Origin of the sequence: Natronosalvus amylolyticus (assembly GCF_024298845.1) — an archaeon.
Taxonomy (GTDB): Archaea; Halobacteriota; Halobacteria; order Halobacteriales; family Natrialbaceae; genus Natronosalvus; species Natronosalvus amylolyticus.
The window spans coordinates 664,669-683,116 of the sequence record NZ_CP101156.1 but is presented as its reverse complement, the minus strand read 5'-3'; the positions used below and the strand labels follow the sequence as shown (position 1 = coordinate 683,116).

Genomic DNA, 18,448 nt, shown 5'->3' with positions numbered 1-18,448 from the left:
GGTTCAAATCCCCGTCTGCTTTTCTTTTGCGACCAGCATCACGTATTGGAAGCACTCGTGGTCACAACCTCCAGCACGCTATGTGTGAATCACGACTGCCTCTCGAGAGGGGTGAAAGGCGAGCACATGCAGAACAAAGGTGCTCGAGAGCGACGCTATATCTTCGAAAGGTAGCCGGCCAGATCGGTCGTCGAGATGATACCGACGACGCTGCCGTCTTTATCCGTCACGGGCATGTGGTGGAAGCCGTGCTCGAGCATCGCGTCGGCAACCTCGAGAATCGGCTGTTGGGGCGAAGCGGTTTCGACTTCGGTAGACATGTAGCGTGAGACGGTCGTCTGTGCTTTCGGGAAGCTTTCGGCGACGATGGTGACGAAGTCGGTCGTCGTCAAGATTCCCTCGAGGTGGCCGTCATCGTCGACGACGATGAGCGAGCCGATACCGTTCTCGAGCATGGTCTGTCCGGCGTCTTCGACGAGCGTGTCGGCACTGATCGTCACTGGCTCCGAGGTCATCAGTCGGGCAACGAAAATGTCGTCCATACGTGGAGGTGACGGCGATTCCCTATAAACATTGGTGACGTCGAGTGGTTCTGTGTGTCCCGTTCGTTGCAGTACTCGAGGAACGACCCGAAAGGGAAGCGCCCCTCGAGCGACGTTGTGAGTGAAAATACGAGGACGATAACTTTAGTGCTGCTCGAGGGAGGTCACCCATGACCGATGGGGATTCGAGTGACGCGTCGGATCGGTCGGAGTCCGACGCTGGCTCCTCGGCAAACAGCGGTGTGGCCCCGCGTGTCGAGAACACGAGCGGATATGGCGTCGCGATGACCTTCGTCGCGGGCATCTTACTCGCGTTGGCTTACTACGGGTGGCTGAGCATTCGTGGGCCACGGATGCTCGGACAGGCCTTGCCGGAGCCGTTTTACCTGCTCGCCCTGGCTTTTCTGTTCGTCATCGAACTCTTGAACAGTCGTCGGGCCGGGTTGGCTATCGCCGTCGCTCGAGGGATCGCCGTCGCTGCAGTGTACGGCGCATTGTTTATTCTGGCAGTCGAAGGCGGTGCATACATCTGGGACCAGCCGGAGGTGTTCCTCGATAACTTCGTCGGCGTCACCGTCGTTGCACTGTCACTGGTGGTTGCAGCAGTCGTCTACGTAGCCTATCTCACGGTGCTCGAGGCGTCGTGAATCCTATCCGGGCTTTCTCCGGCATGGGGATTATCGACAGCGGTGTTTGGTCGAACGACCGCATCTCCTCATTATTGAATCGGTCACAGTAACGATACGTTCGCTGAATAACACGCTCGAGCGCTCAGAGACGGACCTCGATACAGAACCCTCAAACGGATATCGGTCCCTCACATGGAGTGAACGAAGCGACAGCTGTCGGTAGCACGTCCATGGTATACGAAGTGATGATGATTCTCGGGTAGGTACATCTTTAAATATCATCCTGCCACTATTCGGTGTCATACCCGATGTCCCCACCAGGTTCCTCCGCATCCACACTCGAGGGGACACTCATTGCCCTCGAGTATCCTCGTACCGACGTCCTCGAGTGTGTAGCCGAAGCATACACCCGGCTGGCGGCGGCCCACGGGGCGAAAAACGTGCTCGTGGTGAAACGCCATCCGGCCGGACTCGAGGAACTCGAGCGAACCCTCGCCAGCGCAAGTCGCGATGCGGGCTTGGTGCCAGCGCCGAACGTCGAATCGCTCCCCGAACACGCCTCCAAAGTCATCGAAGCGTTCGACCCGACCATCGACCGCCTCGAGTACGAAGAGCGAATCGAACTGATCTCGCTCGTCATCGCCGGTGCCAAACGCGATATCCCACCCTATCTCGAGCGGGCACGCGAGCACGAGAGCTTCGCTCGTGACGTCGGACAGTTGTTGCTCGAGGTCACCAGACAGCGACACACCCACTCGACAGCTGGGAACGGTGACGACATGCATCCCTGCCTCGAGTTCCTCTACGCGATGAACGATCGGTTCCACGCCGAACTTGACGCTCGAGGGTTCATCGAACGCGCAGACGTTATTCCACGCGCAGTCGACGTACTCGAGGACAATGCAGACGGTGTCCGTGACCGTATCACGGCGGGCGTCGATGCCGTCCTCACGGTCCAGTTCGAGGAGTTTCGCGAACTCGACCGCCGGTATCTCGCGGCGTTAACGGGTGACACTGAGCTGGTCTGTGTCGGCCAGCGCCACGCCAGCGTCGAGCGGACGCGGGTCGAACCTGGTTCGCTCGAGACGATAGCCGACTCACTCGAACACCGCCACCCAGCACGTTCTGCCCCGTCCGGAGTACGCCATCGGCCGATCATCAACTGGCTCGCGACCGGTTCCGTTGACGACGCGCACAGTGACTGCCACCGGTCGGTGCAAGCTGCTGACACAAGCTCGGGAAAATCCGGGACAGGGGTGCAGCCACACGCGTTCCGTATTCGCACCGAAACCGCTCGCGAACAGACGCGGCTGGTGGCCACGGAAATCGGCTCACTCCGTGATCGTCACGACTGGTCGTTCGACGAGTTCGTCGTCGGTGTGTCTCGGGCCGAACGCGTTCCCTGGGCTCGACGGCGACTCCGGGAAGCCGGCGTTCCAACTGCGACTATTGGCACACCGTCGTTAGCCACGGACCCTGCAGTGTCCGAGCTGTACGCCGTCATCCGAGCCCAACAGACCCTCGAGCACGAGGCTACCGAAATCGGTGCAGAGACACCGACCGACGCTATCGACTGGGACGAGGCTGTTCTCCGACGTCTGGAGGCACGCGTCGATTCGTTCAGTCCGGAGTTACTGGTCGAGTGTCGAGACCACGCCGTCCACACGACGCTCGATCGCTGGATCGAACGAACGGCTCTCAAGGGGCGAATCGCGGACGGAGAATCGTGGGTCGATGCTCGCGAGCAGTTCGACAGCGTCGAACGAATACGTGAGATCGCACGTTTCGTCGAACGGACGGATCTCGTTTCACCCGACTGGGACGGGCTCCAGCGCATGGTTGCGCGAACGATCGAGTACGACGCTCCCCACGTCCACACGATCGACTCGAGCACGGCCGAGGGTGGTGTCACCGTCTGTCCCGTCGACGAACTCGCCTACGCCACGGCCAACGCGGTGTTCGTCCTCGATTGCAACGACACCGTCTATCCCGGCTCACAGTTTTTGACGTCGCTGTTCCCGACCGCGTGGGTTCGATCGATGGATGCGTTTCCGGCAGTCACCGACCCCACCATTGGGGAACTCGAGGAGACGTTCGAGACGGTCACCGATCCCGAAAGCGTCAGTGACCGGTTCGAAACCTATCACGTCGAGCGAGGCCGACGACGGCTCGCACTGGCTTCGAGGGCCGCGACTGACCGGCTGTATTTTTGCTCCTACGAACGCGAGACGGATGGATTGCGTCGAACCCACGACGAATCACGATATGTGCGAGAACTCAAGGCTTCGAGTTCGATCAGGATCGCAGACGTCGAGTCAACCACACAGGACGGCCGGGTCTATGGCCCACAGCGTACCCTCGAGTCGTTGCTTGGTGAGCCGTGGGGCGAACTCGAGCGCGTTCGCCGACGGGCCTCGATGGGTGAACCGGTCGACCTGGCCGAAACCGAGTCACACTTCCAGGAGATGGCCCTGTTGCTCGAAGACGATGGGCTCGATCCGACGCTGCGGGAAGCGATCCGCACGCAGTTCGAGTTCGCCGCAGGCGAGGTGCGTCGATGACTGAATCGCCCCGATCCGACGCTTCGGGGGGTGAGCAGCCAGCGCACCCCCAGGACACCGGACAACCCACGCTGACCGTCGAGGGTCTGGGTGCGTATCTCGAGTGCCCACGCAAATTCCAGTTCGCACACGAGCGATCGCTCAGGTCACCACCCGACGACACTGCCGTCGACCGACTCGAGTTACTCCGAACCGCGATCTGTGATGGATTTCGCTGGGCGGCAACCACGGATGATGGAGCTACCGACGACCCAGAGCAGTTGATTCGTCACATCCAAAATCGATTCCGAACGCTGTGGGAAGGACACACCGAACGGTTTCACTCTGCTGTCCAGCGTCGTCACGAACATCGCGTGATGGAGGCGACACTCGAGGCCTACGTCGACCACTGTGGAGCCGAGCATCTCGAGGGGATCGCGTCCTTGTCTACCCAATCGACCGCCAGGGAACTCATCGGTCCGACGTTGCCAGTGGCCACGACGGTACAGATTGGGCACAACCTGCCAGAGGAGGCATCCGAGGAGGAATCGGCGCTAGACCAGCATTCGACGGCTCGACTCACGGCCGAGATCGATTACGCCACGGTCGAGGGATCAACGCTCGTCGGAGTCAAACTCGTGCCGACCCCGGCGCACCTCGGCTTGCTTCGGTATCGAAACCGATGGGACGGCGACGTCGAACAGGCTTTTCTCGATCATTTCGATTCGGAAACCGAAACGTTCGACCCCGGACTGGTCTCGAGTCTTTTCGAGATTTCGGTGGTGCTCGGCGGGCTACGAACCCTCCGCGACCAGGCCAATCTCGACTCGGTTCGAACCTGCCGATACGTGCAGGTTCCGCTGGTGGACCGCCAGAATCGAACGATCAACCGGTTTCGAGATCAGATTTCTGTCGAGCTCGAATCGATAGACCTCACCGACCGATATCTCGACCATCACACGTTTGGACTGACACACGAACACCGGAACCGAACGGTCGACGATCGACTGCAAACCGTCGCTCGTCGCGCTATCGACGACGAGTACGAACCCGTTCCCTGGGAGCTAATTCGACGGGAATCCTGTTCGGAGTGCCCGTACACCGTCTGCTGTAGCGACTACATCGAAGCGGAGGTGCGATTCGATGGCAGATAAGGAGGGCGAACCCAGCGTTCCCCGTGGCAATCAGCCGGCGGTCATCGACAGCGATGCCGCGTGTATCTCCGTCGATGCCGGTGCCGGTACGGGGAAAACGACGACGATGCTCATGCGACTCGAGCGAACGCTCGCTGACGAAGGTACTGATCCCAGCGATATTCTCGTGTTAACGTTCGCTAACGAAGCGGCCTCGAACATCCGGTCGTCGATAGCGAACCGACTCGACCCTGCGATCGCTGCCGAAATCGACGTCTACACCTATCATTCGTTCTGTCACCGACTGGTTCGTGAGTATGCCTACTATCTCGGGTTGTCTCCATCGTTCGATATCGTCACCGAGCGAGATCGGTATCGACTGGTCAGACGACTGCTCACCGAGCGTGATTACGCATTCGTCGACGAAACCGCGGGCTCGAGCGAAGGCGCCACCCCTGAGACGCTGGCCGACGCGGTCGACGAATTTATCGCCGTAATGAGCCGAGACGATATCGACCCAGACACGCTCGAGGGTCACCTCCCCGATGCACGGACGATCGATCTTCTCGACGAACTGCTGTTGTGGCTTCGCCAGGAAGCAGCCAGTGGGCTGTCGTTTGACAACGAGGCGTTTCGATTTTTCAATCGAGACGAACACCTCGAGGATGCCCGTGGCGCACTGGTCGAGTACGGGAAGTTGCTGACGTTCTGCCGGGAGAAAATCGCCGAAGCGCCGGCAGATTTTCGAGAGGATGGGGTCGTCCGAGACGTCGAACGGTATCTTCGCTCGCTCCAATCCTGTGTGACGAACGTCCACGAATCGCTCACGCTCGATGACCCGACGACGAAGCATCTCGCCCCAGTGTTGTTTCGAAATCAACTCTGGCGAGAACAGACGGCTACCATCGAGCAAACCCCGATCGGTCGACTCGAACACTACATTGGCGTCCTGCGCGAGGCGAGACAGTACACGGCTATCTATCGCGATTACCGGGAACTGCAGGCCGAGGAAGGAACGCTCGATTTCGACGAACTCGTCCGGACAGCGACCCGCCTGCTTTCTGACGAGACGGTCGCCGACGAAATCGCGGCCGAGTATACGCACGTATACTGTGACGAATTTCAGGATACCGACCGAACCCAGTACCAGTTGGTGTCGGAACTGACGACGGGTCCAGACCGACCCGAACTCCTCGCTATCGGTGATACTGACCAAGCGATATACGGATGGCGCGGCACCGATCCGCACGGACTCGAGCGGTTGGGTGATGCCTACACTGATCACGAGTCTGTCGAACTCGGCCTCAACTACCGTTCGAAACAGGAAATACTCGATCTGACGAACTACTGTGACTACGGCGGTCACTCGTCGAAAACGCTCCGCGAGTACGGACGGAAACCTGACGGATCGACGGCACCGGTCTCGAGCAAAGACACCGATTCCACCCGACACGTCGTCAAAGTCGATAGCGACGAACTGGGTTGGTCTACGCCGGAGCAAGTTGGGATGACGGTTGCTCGCCTGTTGACCGACGAGTTCGACGGCGTTGCAAAGCGCCGACTCGAGGATATCGCCGTCATCGTTCGGACGAACGCCCAGGCGAGTGCAGTCGCGGACGAACTCGAGGCGCGCCAGATCCCGTACGAACAGTCGGGTTCACCCGCCGGCACCGTCTCGCCGGGAGTCCAGACCCTCCTGTCGTATCTCCGGGTGATCGCCGAGCCGTCAGAGAACGATACCCACCTCCGTCGCGTCTTGTTGCTTCGGTATCGATTGTCCGAAACGGACCTCGAACGCCTTCACGAACTCGATACCGATGGGTTGTATAGCGCGTTGCTTGAGACCGATCCTGAACGGGTTGATGAACCGGAACGTATCGAGCGGGCCAGGATCCACTTACGGTCGCTCGTTGCAGACAGAGACGCCTACCCACTCTCGCCATTTCTCGAGCGGTTCGAAGAACGGACGCGTATGAAGTGGTTTCTGGGCCCGGACGATGACCGGGCACTCGATCGGTTACATCGTTTTGTCGACGCCTACGATGGCGGTGACGTTCTCGGCTCGCTTTCGCCGCGAGTCGTCGATGCACTCGAGAGCGTATTGCGTTCGGGGTCGAGTGACCGACAGCAGGGGACCACCTCGACTGATTCGGTCGACATTATGACCGTCCATCAGGCCAAAGGCCTGCAGTTCGATACGGTCCTGGTGCCGTTTCTCTCCGACGAGCACTGGTGTGTCCGTGGCGATTACGCCTACAGTTCCAGACATCGGCTGTTGAGCGCCGCGCTCGATCCCGCGATTGACACACCGCTGGCAAGCGATCTGGCGACCGAGCCACTCGCCGAAGCCTGGCGCGTGCTTCACGTCGCATTGACTCGAGCAGAAGATCATCTGTTCGTCTTCGGATCTGAGTACGATTACGAAGGAGATGAGAACGCACTCGGCCGCAGTGTCGTCGAGGCATGTCTGGCAGCGGATCTCGAGTGGTCGGTCGCTGGCGAGCGAATGGACCTCTGGCCAGCCCTCACCGCGAGTTTCGAACGTCTCGAGGCCGAATACCCAGAAAGCGTCGTCGACGCGACCGCCGAACTCGCAGAGGCCGATGCGTCGGTTGGTGGAATGGTCTCCTACGATGACGGGGAGACGATGGTATCGACCCCTGAAGCGCTGGAGACGATAACTACCCTTGGGGCCCACCTTCGGTCCCGTCGGTTGCTCCCAGCGGCGGACGCCGCGCCATACACCGAAGCCTTCGACGTGCCGAAAACGAGACGCCTCGGTGCCACTGTCGATGCCGCCACTCGCTTCTCGGTCACTGACGTCAGTTCACTTGGCGATTCGACGATCCCCGGCGCACTCAGACACAGTTACAGCGCACTCGAGACCCACGCGGAGTGTCCGCGAAAGCACTATCTCGACCACGTGGTGGGGGCCTTCGACGACTCGGTAGCAGGCGTACAGGCACAGGCGAATGGTGGTGAAGCTGACACGGCTCCCCCTCCATCACGGGCCGATGGAAATGCCCGTCTGGTCGGGACGGTCTTTCACGCGGTCGCCGAAGCGGCCTTTTATCGCAACGAGAATACTCCCGAAGCGTGGCACGAGGCAGCCACCAGGGAACTCACGGCTCGAGGTGAGCGAGGGCACGAAGAAGCCGTCCAACGCTGTATCGACCGTTACTTCGAGGCCACGACACCTGCGTTCGACGTCCCGTTTCACGAGTGGGACGAACTGGCCGCCGAGTTGGCGTTCGAAGTCGACGACGTTCCCGGTATCGACGGCGCTGTCATCGGCTACATCGACACCGTGCGGCGACTTCCCGACGGCCGACTCGGCGTCTTCGATTACAAGACGGTTGGCGAGCGAATCGAGCCCGCGATGGCAACCCAGTTATCGCTGTACGCTCGAGCCTGTGCGCGACAGTTCGACGAGCCGGTCGATGCCGTCGGATACGTCTACGTTGGAGATGTCGATTCGACACGGGTCGATCACGTTTCGCTCGAGGAGATCCCCTCGTGGGAATCGGTCCTGGACACGCTCGAGGCGGTCGACGATCCGAGATACGACGAGACCAATCCGGGGCATGCCTGTCGGTTTTGTACCCATCACTCACTTGGCTGTGCGGAACTCCCCGATGAACAGACGGGTGGGTAATCGTTGCTCGAGGGAAACAAGAACGGAGGCTGACGGGAGAGAAGACAGTATACCGTCTCAGTCGTCGCTGGCCGCGTAGCCGGTCGACTCGGGTTGGACTGGCGTTTCTGGCGTTTCTGGCAGCTCAGCGCGGACGTCGTCACGACCGTCTTCGGTGATCGCCTGGTGGTAGGCGTCGGGCATGACCTTCACGAACGCCTCGAGTGCGCCATCCCAGTCTTCGAGCAGGGCCTGGCCGCGTTCGGAGCCGGTGTAGGCGACGTGGTTCTCGATGAGTCGCTCGAGGATGGCCTCGTCGGATTCGTCCAGTTCGTCGTAGAGCGACACCATGCCGGTGTTGGCTTTGGCTGCGAGTTCCGATTCCGGATCGAACACGTAGGCCACACCGCCGGACATACCGGCGGCGAAGTTCTTGCCAGTTTCACCGAGTACGGCGACGACCCCGCCAGTCATGTACTCACAGCCGTGGTCACCGACGCCTTCGACGACGGCCTTCGCGGCGGAGTTACGGACGGCGAACCGTTCGCCGGCAACGCCGTTGATGTAGGCTTCACCACCAGTGGCGCCGTACAGAGCAACGTTGCCGATGGCGACGTTCTCCAGTGGGTCGTACGTCGCCGTTTCGGGAGTCCGAACGGTTACCTTGCCGCCGGAGAGTCCCTTGCCGACGTAGTCGTTGGCACTTCCCTCGAGGTGGAGGGAGACGCCGTTGGCGAGGAACGCGCCGAAACTCTGCCCGGCCGTGCCTTCGAGGTCGATCGTGAGCGTATCCTCGGGGAGCCCGGGTTCGCCATAGCGACTCGTAACCCGGTTCGAGAGCATGGCTCCGACGGCGCGGTCGACGTTCGAAATCGACGTCGAGAGCGTGGTGGGCTCCTGGGTATCGATCGCATCGCGTGCCTGATCGATGAGCGTCCGGTCGAGTTGGTCCTCGAGTTCGTGGTCCTGTTCGCTGATCTTGGTTCTGACGTCGCCTTCCGGGGTGGCGAGGACACCGGAGAGGTCGACGCGTCGTGCTTTCGGATGCGCAACATCCTCGCGCTGTGAGAGAACCTCGACGTGACCGATCATCTCCTCGACGGTTTGGAAGCCGAGTTCGGCCATGATCTCGCGCAGTTCCTGGGCGATGAACGTCATGTAGTTGATCACGTTGTCGGGTTCGCCCGGGAAGCGCTTCCGGAGGTCGCCACGCTGGGTCGCGATGCCGACCGGGCAGGTGTTTTTGTGGCACTGACGGGCCATCACACATCCCTCCGCGACGAGACTGGCGGTCCCGAAGATGTACTCCTCTGCGCCGAGCAGGGCGGCAACAGCGACGTCACGGCCCGTTTTCATCCCGCCGTCGGTGGAGACGCGGATTCGATCACGTAGCCCGGTTGCACAGAGCATCTGGTTGGCTTCGGCCAATCCGAGTTCCCACGGGAGGCCGGCGTGTTTGATCGAGGTGCGCGGCGACGCCCCGGTGCCGCCCGAGTGACCGGAGATGTGGACGACGTCTGCGTTCGCTTTGGCGACGCCCGCTGCGATGGTCCCAATGCCCGCTTCGGAAACCAGTTTGACGTTGATATCTGCGTCCTCGTTTGCGGTTTTGAGGTCGTGAATCAGCTGTTTGAGGTCCTCGATAGAGTAGATGTCGTGCAAGGGCGGCGGAGAAATGAGGCCAACGCCTGGAGTCGATTTCCTGACGTGAGCGATCATCTCGTTGACCTTCGAACCGGGGAGGTGGCCACCTTCGCCGGGTTTCGAGCCCTGTGCCATCTTGATCTGTAGCTCGTCGGCACTCGAGAGGTACGTACTCGTGACGCCGAATCGTCCTGAGGCGACCTGCTTGACGTTACACTCGCGTTCGGTGCCGAATCGTTCCGGCGGCTCGCCACCTTCGCCGGAGTTGGACTTACCGCCGATTCGGTTCATCGCGACCGAGTTGTTCTCGTGAGCCTCCGGTGAGAGGCTGCCAAGGCTCATTGCGGCCGTCGAGAATCGTTCGACGATATCAGTCACCGGTTCGACTTCCTCGATCGGAATCGGGTCTCGGTCGGAGTCGAATTCGAGCAGGCCCCGAAGCGTCTGTAACTCCGTCGACTGGTCGTTGATCAGTTCGGCGAACTCCTGGTAGCGCTCGTAATCGCCCGACCGGACGGCTTGCTGGAGCGTACCGACGGTCTGTGGGTTCCACTGATGTTTGATGCCGTCCGTTCGGTGTTCGAATTCGCCCTGGCGCTCGAGTTTGGTTTCGTCGACGTCGAACGCTGCGTCGTGACGCTCGAGGAGGTCAGCCTCGATTTCGGCTAGTCCGATACCTTCGGTCCGGTTCTCCGTGCCTTCGAAGTATTCGTCCACGAGACTCGAGTCGAGGCCGACGGCTTCGAAAATCTGGGCACCCTGGTAGCTCTCGATGGTCGAGATGCCCATCTTGGCCATCGTCTTGAGGATGCCGTCTTCGAGTGCGCCCACGTAGGCGTCGATGGCCACCTCGATGTCTGCGCCGTCAGGCCCTGCAGTGATGTCTTCGATTGTCTGGTAGGCGAGGTACGGGTTTATCGCGTCCGCCCCGTAGCCGACGAGCGTCGCGAACTGGTGGACCGTTCGTGGATCTGCGGATTCGACGACGATACCGGCGTGGTTTCGGAGGCCGTTCCGAACGAGGTGGTGGTGGACGGCTCCGGTCGCGAGCAAGCTCGGGACCGCGACCCGGTCCGCGTCGACGCCACGGTCTGAGAGAACGACGACGTCGTGTCCGGCTTCGATTGCTTCGACGGCGTCGGCTCTGGCGCGTTCTATTGCGGCCTCGAGCGCTTTGCCGGTCACACCGTCTTCGGTGTCGATGTCAGCTCGCTCGTACGTGATGTCGACCGTCGCAGCCGTGATGTCGTTTCGATCGCAGTCGCAGAGGGCTTCGAACTGGGTGTCCGTCAGCACCGGCGAATCGACGACCAGTTGGCGGGCGTGCTCGGACGATTCTGCGAGTAGGTTACGCTGGTGACCGATACGCGATTCCATCGAAGTGACGAGTTCCTCCCGGATGTAATCGAGCGGCGGATTCGTCACCTGGGCGAACAGCTGCTTGAAGTACGAGAACAGCGGTCGGTTGAACTCCGTCAGTACCGAAAGCGGCGTGTCATCGCCCATCGACCCGACTGGGTCTTTCCCTTTCTGGGTCATCGGCTCGATCATATTCTCGAGTTCGTCGTAGGTGTAGCCGAAGGCGGCCTGGTGTGGCCGAAGCGCTGGAACTGCTTTTTGGGGCGCTCGCTCACTCGAGCCGGTGATTTCGTCGATGTGTACCTGTTGATCGTGAACCCACTCGCCGTAGCGGTCGTCGACGAGGTCCTCGAACACTTCGTCGTCCGGAATCACGCGACCTTCCGCTGGATCGGCCAGGAAGAGCTGTCCCGGCTGGAGTCGACCACGCGACTCGATCTGTTCGGGTGGGGTCTCGAGTGCGCCCGCTTCACTGGCGACGATCAGTGTGTTGTCCGTCGTGATGTCGTACCGACAGGGGCGAAGTCCGTTGCGGTCGAGGACGGCACCGACGCGCTCGCCGTCCGTTGCGGCGACCAGTGCAGGGCCGTCCCAGGGCTCGATGAGCGAGGCGTGGAAGTCGTACCAGTCTTTGCGTGCCCGGTCCATCGAGTCGTCACCGCGCCACGCCTCCGGAACGAGCATCCGCAGGGCGTGTGCCAGGTCACGGCCGTCTTGCATGAGCAACTCGAGGGCGTTGTCAACGCTTGCCGTGTCCGACTGGTCCGGATCGTTGATTATGGGTTTGACGGCCTCGAGATCGTCGATAACCTCGCTCTCGAGATCGGTTTCTCGTGCGCGCATCCAGTTGACGTTCCCCTGAATGGTGTTGAACTCACCGTTGTGGACGACGTTCCGGTATGGGTGGGCCAGGTGCCAGGCTCCGAGCGTGTTCGTCGAGAATCGCTCGTGAACCATGGCAAACGTCGACGCGAATCGGTCATCGGAGAGGTCGGGATAGTACGTCGGGACCTGTTCGCCCTTGAGCAGGCCTTTGTAGACGAGCGTTTTCGAATCGAGCGAGCAGATGTAGAACCGTTCGCTGTTGTCGATTTCGCTCGCTTCGATGCGATTTTCCACTGCTCGACGGGCGACGTACAGGCGGCGGTCGAACGTTTCGCGGTCGATTGTATCATCGGGTACAACCACCACTTGCCAGACGTCAGGTTCCGACTCGAGAGCCGTCTTTCCCAGGCCGTCGTTGTTCGTCGGGACGTCACGCCAGGTTAGCACATCGAGACCGTACTCCTCGAACACTGTTTCCACGATCGGGACGATGGCTTCTCGAGCGGCATCATCAGACGGAAGAAACAGTGAACCGACAGCATACAGATCAGGGAGGTCGATATCGAGAACGTGCTGGAAAAACGCGTCCGGGGTCTGTACCATGATTCCGGCCCCGTCGCCGGTGTCTTTCTCCGCCCCCGTAGTGCCGCGATGTTCGAGATTGATGAGCAAGTCGAGTGCGTCTGAGACGGTTTCGTGACTCGACCCGCCATCGAGATCCATGATGACCCCGACGCCGCAGTTCGAGCGGTCGTCCTGGGGATCGGCGAGACCCTGGGACGTATCGTCGGATATGTGTGGCTGTGGCATACAAACTACTGGCCAATCCTGGGATAAGACGTTACTCCATAATGGCTAAGGGTATTAATAACACATATAAGCGTGTATAAGGTGTATGGGTATCGGACGAACGTACAGCAAAGATTCACTCGAGTGTGGATAAACAGCTCTCCCTGGGACGGGGGTGGTAGTTTCGTCACATTCGACATTCCGCATTATTTATGTCAACCATTGTGTGGAGATGGTTGAGAAATATTTATTGGCTGATAGGAAACGTGGCATAGTCGTCAAAACCCACACGAGATCATATCGTGTTGTTCTCACTACAGGCTCATCGCTCGAGTCTACTACACCCACGCAGAAAGTGTCAGAGGCACGTAGTGTCCACCCATTGGATGAACACCACGTTTGAAAGAGTGAGTTAGGACCTTATCCATTATGGGGCTAAAGAATTAGGGTCGGTGATTATTTCACGAGAATGGGTAGCAAACTTGCTCTCGATTCTGTCTGGTGAACTACTCCTGCCTACTCTGCCGCTTACACGGCTTCCTTGAGGCAGGAGCTTCCTGTTTCAACGACACGACTTGCAGACACAGAACGAGCGTCCACAGCGTCCACGAGAACTCCGTTCTCGTGCGGCCCATCAGAACCGACGGTTCTGAGGACGGTCGCAGTCTTCACAGGCGTACCTTTGGAGTGAACCACTCCTAGTTTCTCCAGACCACGCGATTTCACGTTCAATGCGGCGTTCCAATCTCTATCCAACTCGAACCCACACGATGGGCACGAGTGTTCGCGAACCCACAGCGGCTTCGCAGTCTCTACCCCACAACACGCACATTCTTTCGTCGTGCCGCGAGCAGTCACTTCCACGTAGTGTGTGCCGTGCTTGTCACAGTGGTGTTCAAGAATCGAACGGAAATCGCTCCATCCGACCTCGGATTTGTTCCGAGCGTTCCCCTCGGATTCGAGCATCGACTTCACGTCGAGGTTCTCAACGAACACAGCGTCGTACGCTGTCGCGTAAAAGTGCGCGAGCTTGTGCTTGTAATCGCGCTTCTTGTTCGACATTCGAGCGTGAACCTCGGCCACTCGACGGCGTTGTTTCTCCCAGTTGTTCGACTCATATTGCTTGCGAGAGAGCGAGCGTTGCTCGTGTTCGAGTCGCTCTCGCTCATCTGATAAGTCGAGTCGCCCAATGGAAAGCCCGTCAGAATCGTGAACGAAGTTGAGCACACCGAGGTCGAGACCAACCGTGTCCTCTGCATCGATGGCTTCTGGGTCTGGTTTCTCTGGTTCCTCAGTACTGATGCAGAACGAGACGTACCACGCGCCAGTCGGCTCTTTCTTCACCGTGACCTCTTTGATAGCGTCGTGCTTTGGGAGGTTTCGGTGGAGTCGGATTGGTATTTCGAGGGTTTCACCGCGAACCTTTTTGAGTCTCAGAATTGCTCGGTCTCTCGGGCCACTCTTGGTGTCGAGTTCGAAGCCCGATTGCCGATACGTGAAACTCCGGTACTCACGTGGTTTCTTCCAGTTCAACGAGCCAACGCTGTATCCTTTGGCTTTCAGTTTGCCGAGGTTGTTGATGTTGGTTCGGATGCGTTCGACGGCTTTCTGTAACACGGTGGAGTAGACTTGTTTCAGGTCGTTCCACTGTTGTTTGAGTCTGGGTAGGTCGTCTCGGACTTGCCAGACACGCTGTCGAAGCGTTCCGTCGTCTTCTGGTATCTTGTTGAATTCGTGGAGTGCGTGGTTGTAGAGTTGTCGCACGGTGTTACGAGTCCAGTCGAGTCTCTCCCGCTGTTCGCTCGTCGGGAAGAGTCGATATTTTGGACTGTACTTCATGCGACTTGCTTTCGTCTTTGGATTATAGTTAGTTAACTGCTCTGATTAGAGTGGTTGTGAGTCGGGCGGGCACTGTATCCCCTCCCTGCTCACTCGCCTTCGGCTCGTTCCCTGAGGAAGGGGGCTTAGCGCCCTCTACTTCAGCTAACCCATACCTTCGAATAGCCTAATCGAGCGCGTTAGTAGGTGCGCGCGAAATAGGCAACCTGATCTGCAGACTCCCCGCAGATCGTACAGCAGGCGTCGTCGTCCTCGGGTGCTACCGGCGTTCCGTCAGTTTCCGGGCTCTCTTCAGCCAGGGGCTGGAGGACGATTTCGGCGGCCACTTTCTCTTTGATCACTTCTTCACACGCCTGATCGCCACACCACGGGACTTTGACGTAGCCGCCGTGTCGTCCGATCGTTCCCATAATGTCTTCGGGGCTGTCTGCGGTCCGGACGTTTGCCTCGAGGGTTTCTTCGGCCGCCGTGTAGAGTTTGTCGTAGACCGTCTCGAGGTGGTCGTCGACGGTTTCGGCGACGCCCTTGCGACTCTCGACGACTTTCTCGTTATCCGGACGGTGAACGAGCGTTACCTCGCCGTCTGTAGCCTCGTTCGGGCCGATCTCAATCCGCAGCGGGACCCCCTCGAGTTCGTGTTCGTTGAACTTGAAGCCGGGATTGCGCTCGTCGCGGTCGTCGAGTTCGACGCGGATACCTGCTTCCTCGAGTTCTTCGGCAACCTCATTTGCGTACGCGAGCACTTCGTCTTCGTTGTCAGCTTGCCAGATTGGGACGATGACGACCTGCGTGGGTGCGATGGTTGGTGGCAACACGAGGCCCTGATCGTCCGAGTGGGTCATAATGAGTGCCCCGAGTGCCCGCCAGGACAGTCCCCAGGAGGTGGTGTAGGCGGTTTGTTCGGTTTCGTCTTCGTCGGCGAACGTGATGTCGAACGCGTCGGCAAAGCTCTGCCCGAGGTGATGACTCGTCCCGCCCTGGACCGATTTGCCGTCGGGCATCAGACACTCGACGGTCGTCGTCGTATCCGCGCCGGGGAACTTGTCGTGTTCGGGCTTTTTCCCTTTCAAGACAGGAATCGCGAGATGCTCTTCGTAGAGGTCGGCGTACTGCTCGAGTCGAGTCCAGACCTCGTCCCAGGCCTCCTGGTCGGTCTCGTGGGCGGTGTGGCCTTCCTGCCAGAGGAACTCCTTGGTGCGGAAGAAGGGTTTGGTGTCCGTCGCCTCCCACCGAACCACCGAGCACCACTGGTTGAGTCGCATCGGCAGGTCGCGGTGGCTCCGCGTCCACTGAGACATAAACGGTGCGATGATGGACTCGCTCGTCGGGCGCACAGCGAGTCGTTCCTCGAGTTCGTTGTGCCCACCCTGGGTGACCCAGGCAACCTCGGGGTCGAATCCTTCGACGATGTCTTTCTCCCGCTCGAGGTAGCTTTCGGGGATGAACAGGGGGAAGTACGCGTTCGTGACGCCGGTGTCTTTGAACCAGCCGTCGAGCGTGTCCTGAATCGATTCCCAGAGGGCGTAGCCACGAGGTTTCGTGACGATAAATCCGCCCATGGGCGCGTAGTCGGCCAGGTCTGCCTTTTGAACGACCTCGGCGTACCACTCACCGGGTCGATGATTCTTGGACTCGGTAATGCCGAGTTCCTGAGATTCGTTGCTCATACTTCGTCAGTCTGCCAGCGTGCTCTTAAACCATGCGAAGGTGTGTGGACGATTTGCGTCTCACGGCACCGGCCCCTGACCACGACCAGCATTCTACACCTGAGCCGATGCGTGCAACCGATTGCAAGTATTCGTTCCACGCATCGCTCGACGTTTGGAAAGGTAGCAGGGAAAATGTGTTTCAACGTCTGCTGTGCTCGAGCGTCGTGAAAACGAAAGTAAAGTCACCACAGTTCGATCATTCTGGTATTTCAACCGCTGGGTGAATCGCCAATCCAGTCGATACGACACTACCGCCATCACAATCGACCCCGACTGCGGGTACCGAACCGGTTTATCGGCAGCATCTGATGGAAAACGTTATGAAATAGTACCTCCCAATTGAATTACGTCGTATGTGTGCAAGGGAGCGTCGCGATATCACGAACTCGAGTGCGCCGACCCGTCGAGAATTTATCGGATACACTGCAGGTGGACTCGCCGGGTTCGGTGCGATCAGTGGGCTTCTCTCTGCGATGGGTGCCCCACACGGGTCCGACACGAGTGTCAGGGCCGACGAACGAGTGGGCTATCAGTATTTTCACACCCCGTGGAACGAGATAGAAGCCGATATCGAGCGGGTTGCTGACGCTGGGATCGACCTGCTCTGGGTACCACAGCCAGCACAATCGAAACTCCGCTGGGAAGATCAGGCGACCGCTGACCAGGAGGGGTTTTACGAGAGCGAACACCCACATTACGGGCATCTCGAGCCCCATCCCCCACTTGGCTATCAGCCGATTGACCTGCGGGATTTCGACTCCGAGTACGGCACCCGCGAGGAACTCGAGTCGATGATCGAAACGGCTCACGATCACGGTATCGAGGTCGTCCTCGACACCGTGTTGAATCATATGGCCAATTCGCCGGGTCCACTCGGACCGGTCGAATTTCCGCAGTTCGAAGACGAGCACTTCCACGACTACGGCACGCTGGGCGGTGACTGCCAACTGGACCAGCCAGCAGCCGAATACGAGTGTGACCTGCTTGGATTACCAACCCTAGATGTCGAACACCCCGAGGTCCAGGCCGCCCATCGCGACTACCTGAGAACCCTGGCGGCAACCGGTGCGGATGGACTCCGCTACGATGCGGCCAAGCACATCTGGCCGTGGTACTTCGATGAGGAGATCAACCCCTTAGCGGCCGATCTCGGACTCTGGCGGGTCGGTGAGGTCTGGTCTGACGACGTCGACGAACTGCTCGAGTTCGCCGATACCGGGATGACGGTCTTCGATTTCCCGTTACACAGCGCTATCGTCTCTGCATTCGATGGGGGTCGAATGGAACAGCTTTCGAAATCCAATGGACAAGGTGTCGTGCACCACCGGCCAGACGTTGCCGTCACGTTCGCTCAGAATCACGATATCAACGGCCCCGGTGTCGGCCCGGATTCGCCGGAGGGAATCGAAATCGAACTGGCTCATGCGTACCTCCTCTCCTATCCAGGGCTTCCGATGTTGTTCCGCGCTGACCTGGACGACGACGGCCTGCAGGACCTCATTTGGGTCAAACAGCAACTGGCGGAAGGGGAAGCGATAGACCGACATCTCGATGCCGATTCGTACGTCTTCGAGCGGGATGGTAACCTCTTGGCCGGAATCAATACCGGAACCGAACCGCTCGAGGTCACCGTCGAAACGAGCTGGCGTGACCAGCGCCTCACGGACTATACTAACCACGGGCCGGACCGCAATGTCGACTCGGACGGAACCGTCTCACTCGAGGTGGGGGCACAGGAATGGGTCATGTACGCGCCCCCTGGACAACGATAGGCGGCGGGACGACGTTGGTGGCGGGAAATTGGG

General features: G+C 59.6%; 9 protein-coding genes. 5 read left to right on the top strand and 4 right to left on the bottom strand.

Going from position 1 to position 18,448, the window contains the following annotated elements; all coding sequences use genetic code 11:
- Positions 1–155: 155 nt before the first annotated feature.
- The gene (locus NLK60_RS03180; protein WP_254809451.1) at positions 156–542 is read right to left on the bottom strand and encodes a CBS domain-containing protein; all 387 of its coding nucleotides are present in this window, start codon (positions 540–542) and stop codon (positions 156–158) included.
- Positions 543–712: 170 nt separating this feature from the next.
- Here NLK60_RS03180 and NLK60_RS03175 point away from each other — a divergent pair, with 170 nt between their 5' ends.
- From NLK60_RS03175 to NLK60_RS03160, 4 genes are all read left to right on the top strand, one after another.
- Complete coding sequence (locus NLK60_RS03175) at positions 713–1,189, top strand: hypothetical protein (protein WP_254809450.1); 477 nt, start codon at positions 713–715, stop codon at positions 1,187–1,189.
- 290 nt (positions 1,190–1,479) lie between these two features.
- Complete coding sequence (locus NLK60_RS03170) at positions 1,480–3,732, top strand: hypothetical protein (protein WP_254809449.1); 2,253 nt, start codon at positions 1,480–1,482, stop codon at positions 3,730–3,732.
- Positions 3,729–4,865 (top strand): hypothetical protein, encoded by a 1,137-nt coding sequence (locus NLK60_RS03165; protein WP_254809448.1) that lies wholly within the window; start codon positions 3,729–3,731, stop codon positions 4,863–4,865. The genes NLK60_RS03170 and NLK60_RS03165 overlap by 4 nt, the downstream gene beginning before the upstream one ends.
- Complete coding sequence (locus tag NLK60_RS03160) at positions 4,855–8,499, top strand: UvrD-helicase domain-containing protein (protein ID WP_254809447.1); 3,645 nt, start codon at positions 4,855–4,857, stop codon at positions 8,497–8,499. Before NLK60_RS03165 ends, NLK60_RS03160 begins: the two co-directional genes overlap by 11 nt.
- Positions 8,500–8,556: 57 nt before the next feature.
- On the opposite strand, the gene gltB is transcribed toward NLK60_RS03160, so the two are convergent.
- The 3 genes from gltB to proS all read right to left on the bottom strand — a co-directional run bounded on the left by gltB (position 8,557) and on the right by proS (position 16,601).
- Positions 8,557–13,116, bottom strand: coding sequence for a glutamate synthase large subunit (gltB, locus tag NLK60_RS03155; protein WP_254809446.1), 4,560 nt, complete (start codon positions 13,114–13,116; stop codon positions 8,557–8,559).
- Between the two features lie 507 nt (positions 13,117–13,623).
- On the bottom strand, positions 13,624–14,934 hold the full coding sequence (locus NLK60_RS03150) for an RNA-guided endonuclease InsQ/TnpB family protein (RefSeq protein WP_254809445.1): 1,311 nt from the start codon (positions 14,932–14,934) through the stop codon (positions 13,624–13,626).
- A gap of 179 nt (positions 14,935–15,113) precedes the next feature.
- The gene (proS, locus tag NLK60_RS03145) at positions 15,114–16,601 is read right to left on the bottom strand and encodes a proline--tRNA ligase (RefSeq protein ID WP_254809444.1); all 1,488 of its coding nucleotides are present in this window, start codon (positions 16,599–16,601) and stop codon (positions 15,114–15,116) included.
- A 395-nt stretch (positions 16,602–16,996) separates the two neighbouring features.
- On the opposite strand from proS, the gene NLK60_RS03140 reads away from it, so the two are divergent.
- The gene (locus NLK60_RS03140; RefSeq protein ID WP_254809443.1) at positions 16,997–18,415 is read left to right on the top strand and encodes an alpha-amylase family glycosyl hydrolase; all 1,419 of its coding nucleotides are present in this window, start codon (positions 16,997–16,999) and stop codon (positions 18,413–18,415) included.
- The last annotated feature ends 33 nt before the right edge of the window (positions 18,416–18,448 follow it).

Excerpts from the sequence above, each read along its gene's own strand:
- NLK60_RS03180 (WP_254809451.1), bottom strand. The coding sequence starts at position 542 with ATGGACGACATTTTCGTTGCCCGACTGATGACCTCGGAGCCAGTGACG.
- NLK60_RS03175 (WP_254809450.1), top strand. The coding sequence starts at position 713 with ATGACCGATGGGGATTCGAGTGACGCGTCGGATCGGTCGGAGTCCGAC.
- NLK60_RS03170 (WP_254809449.1), top strand. The coding sequence starts at position 1,480 with ATGTCCCCACCAGGTTCCTCCGCATCCACACTCGAGGGGACACTCATT.
- NLK60_RS03165 (WP_254809448.1), top strand. The coding sequence starts at position 3,729 with ATGACTGAATCGCCCCGATCCGACGCTTCGGGGGGTGAGCAGCCAGCG.
- NLK60_RS03160 (WP_254809447.1), top strand. The coding sequence starts at position 4,855 with ATGGCAGATAAGGAGGGCGAACCCAGCGTTCCCCGTGGCAATCAGCCG.
- gltB (WP_254809446.1), bottom strand. The coding sequence starts at position 13,116 with ATGCCACAGCCACACATATCCGACGATACGTCCCAGGGTCTCGCCGAT.
- NLK60_RS03150 (WP_254809445.1), bottom strand. The coding sequence starts at position 14,934 with ATGAAGTACAGTCCAAAATATCGACTCTTCCCGACGAGCGAACAGCGG.
- proS (WP_254809444.1), bottom strand. The coding sequence starts at position 16,601 with ATGAGCAACGAATCTCAGGAACTCGGCATTACCGAGTCCAAGAATCAT.
- NLK60_RS03140 (WP_254809443.1), top strand. The coding sequence starts at position 16,997 with ATGTGTGCAAGGGAGCGTCGCGATATCACGAACTCGAGTGCGCCGACC.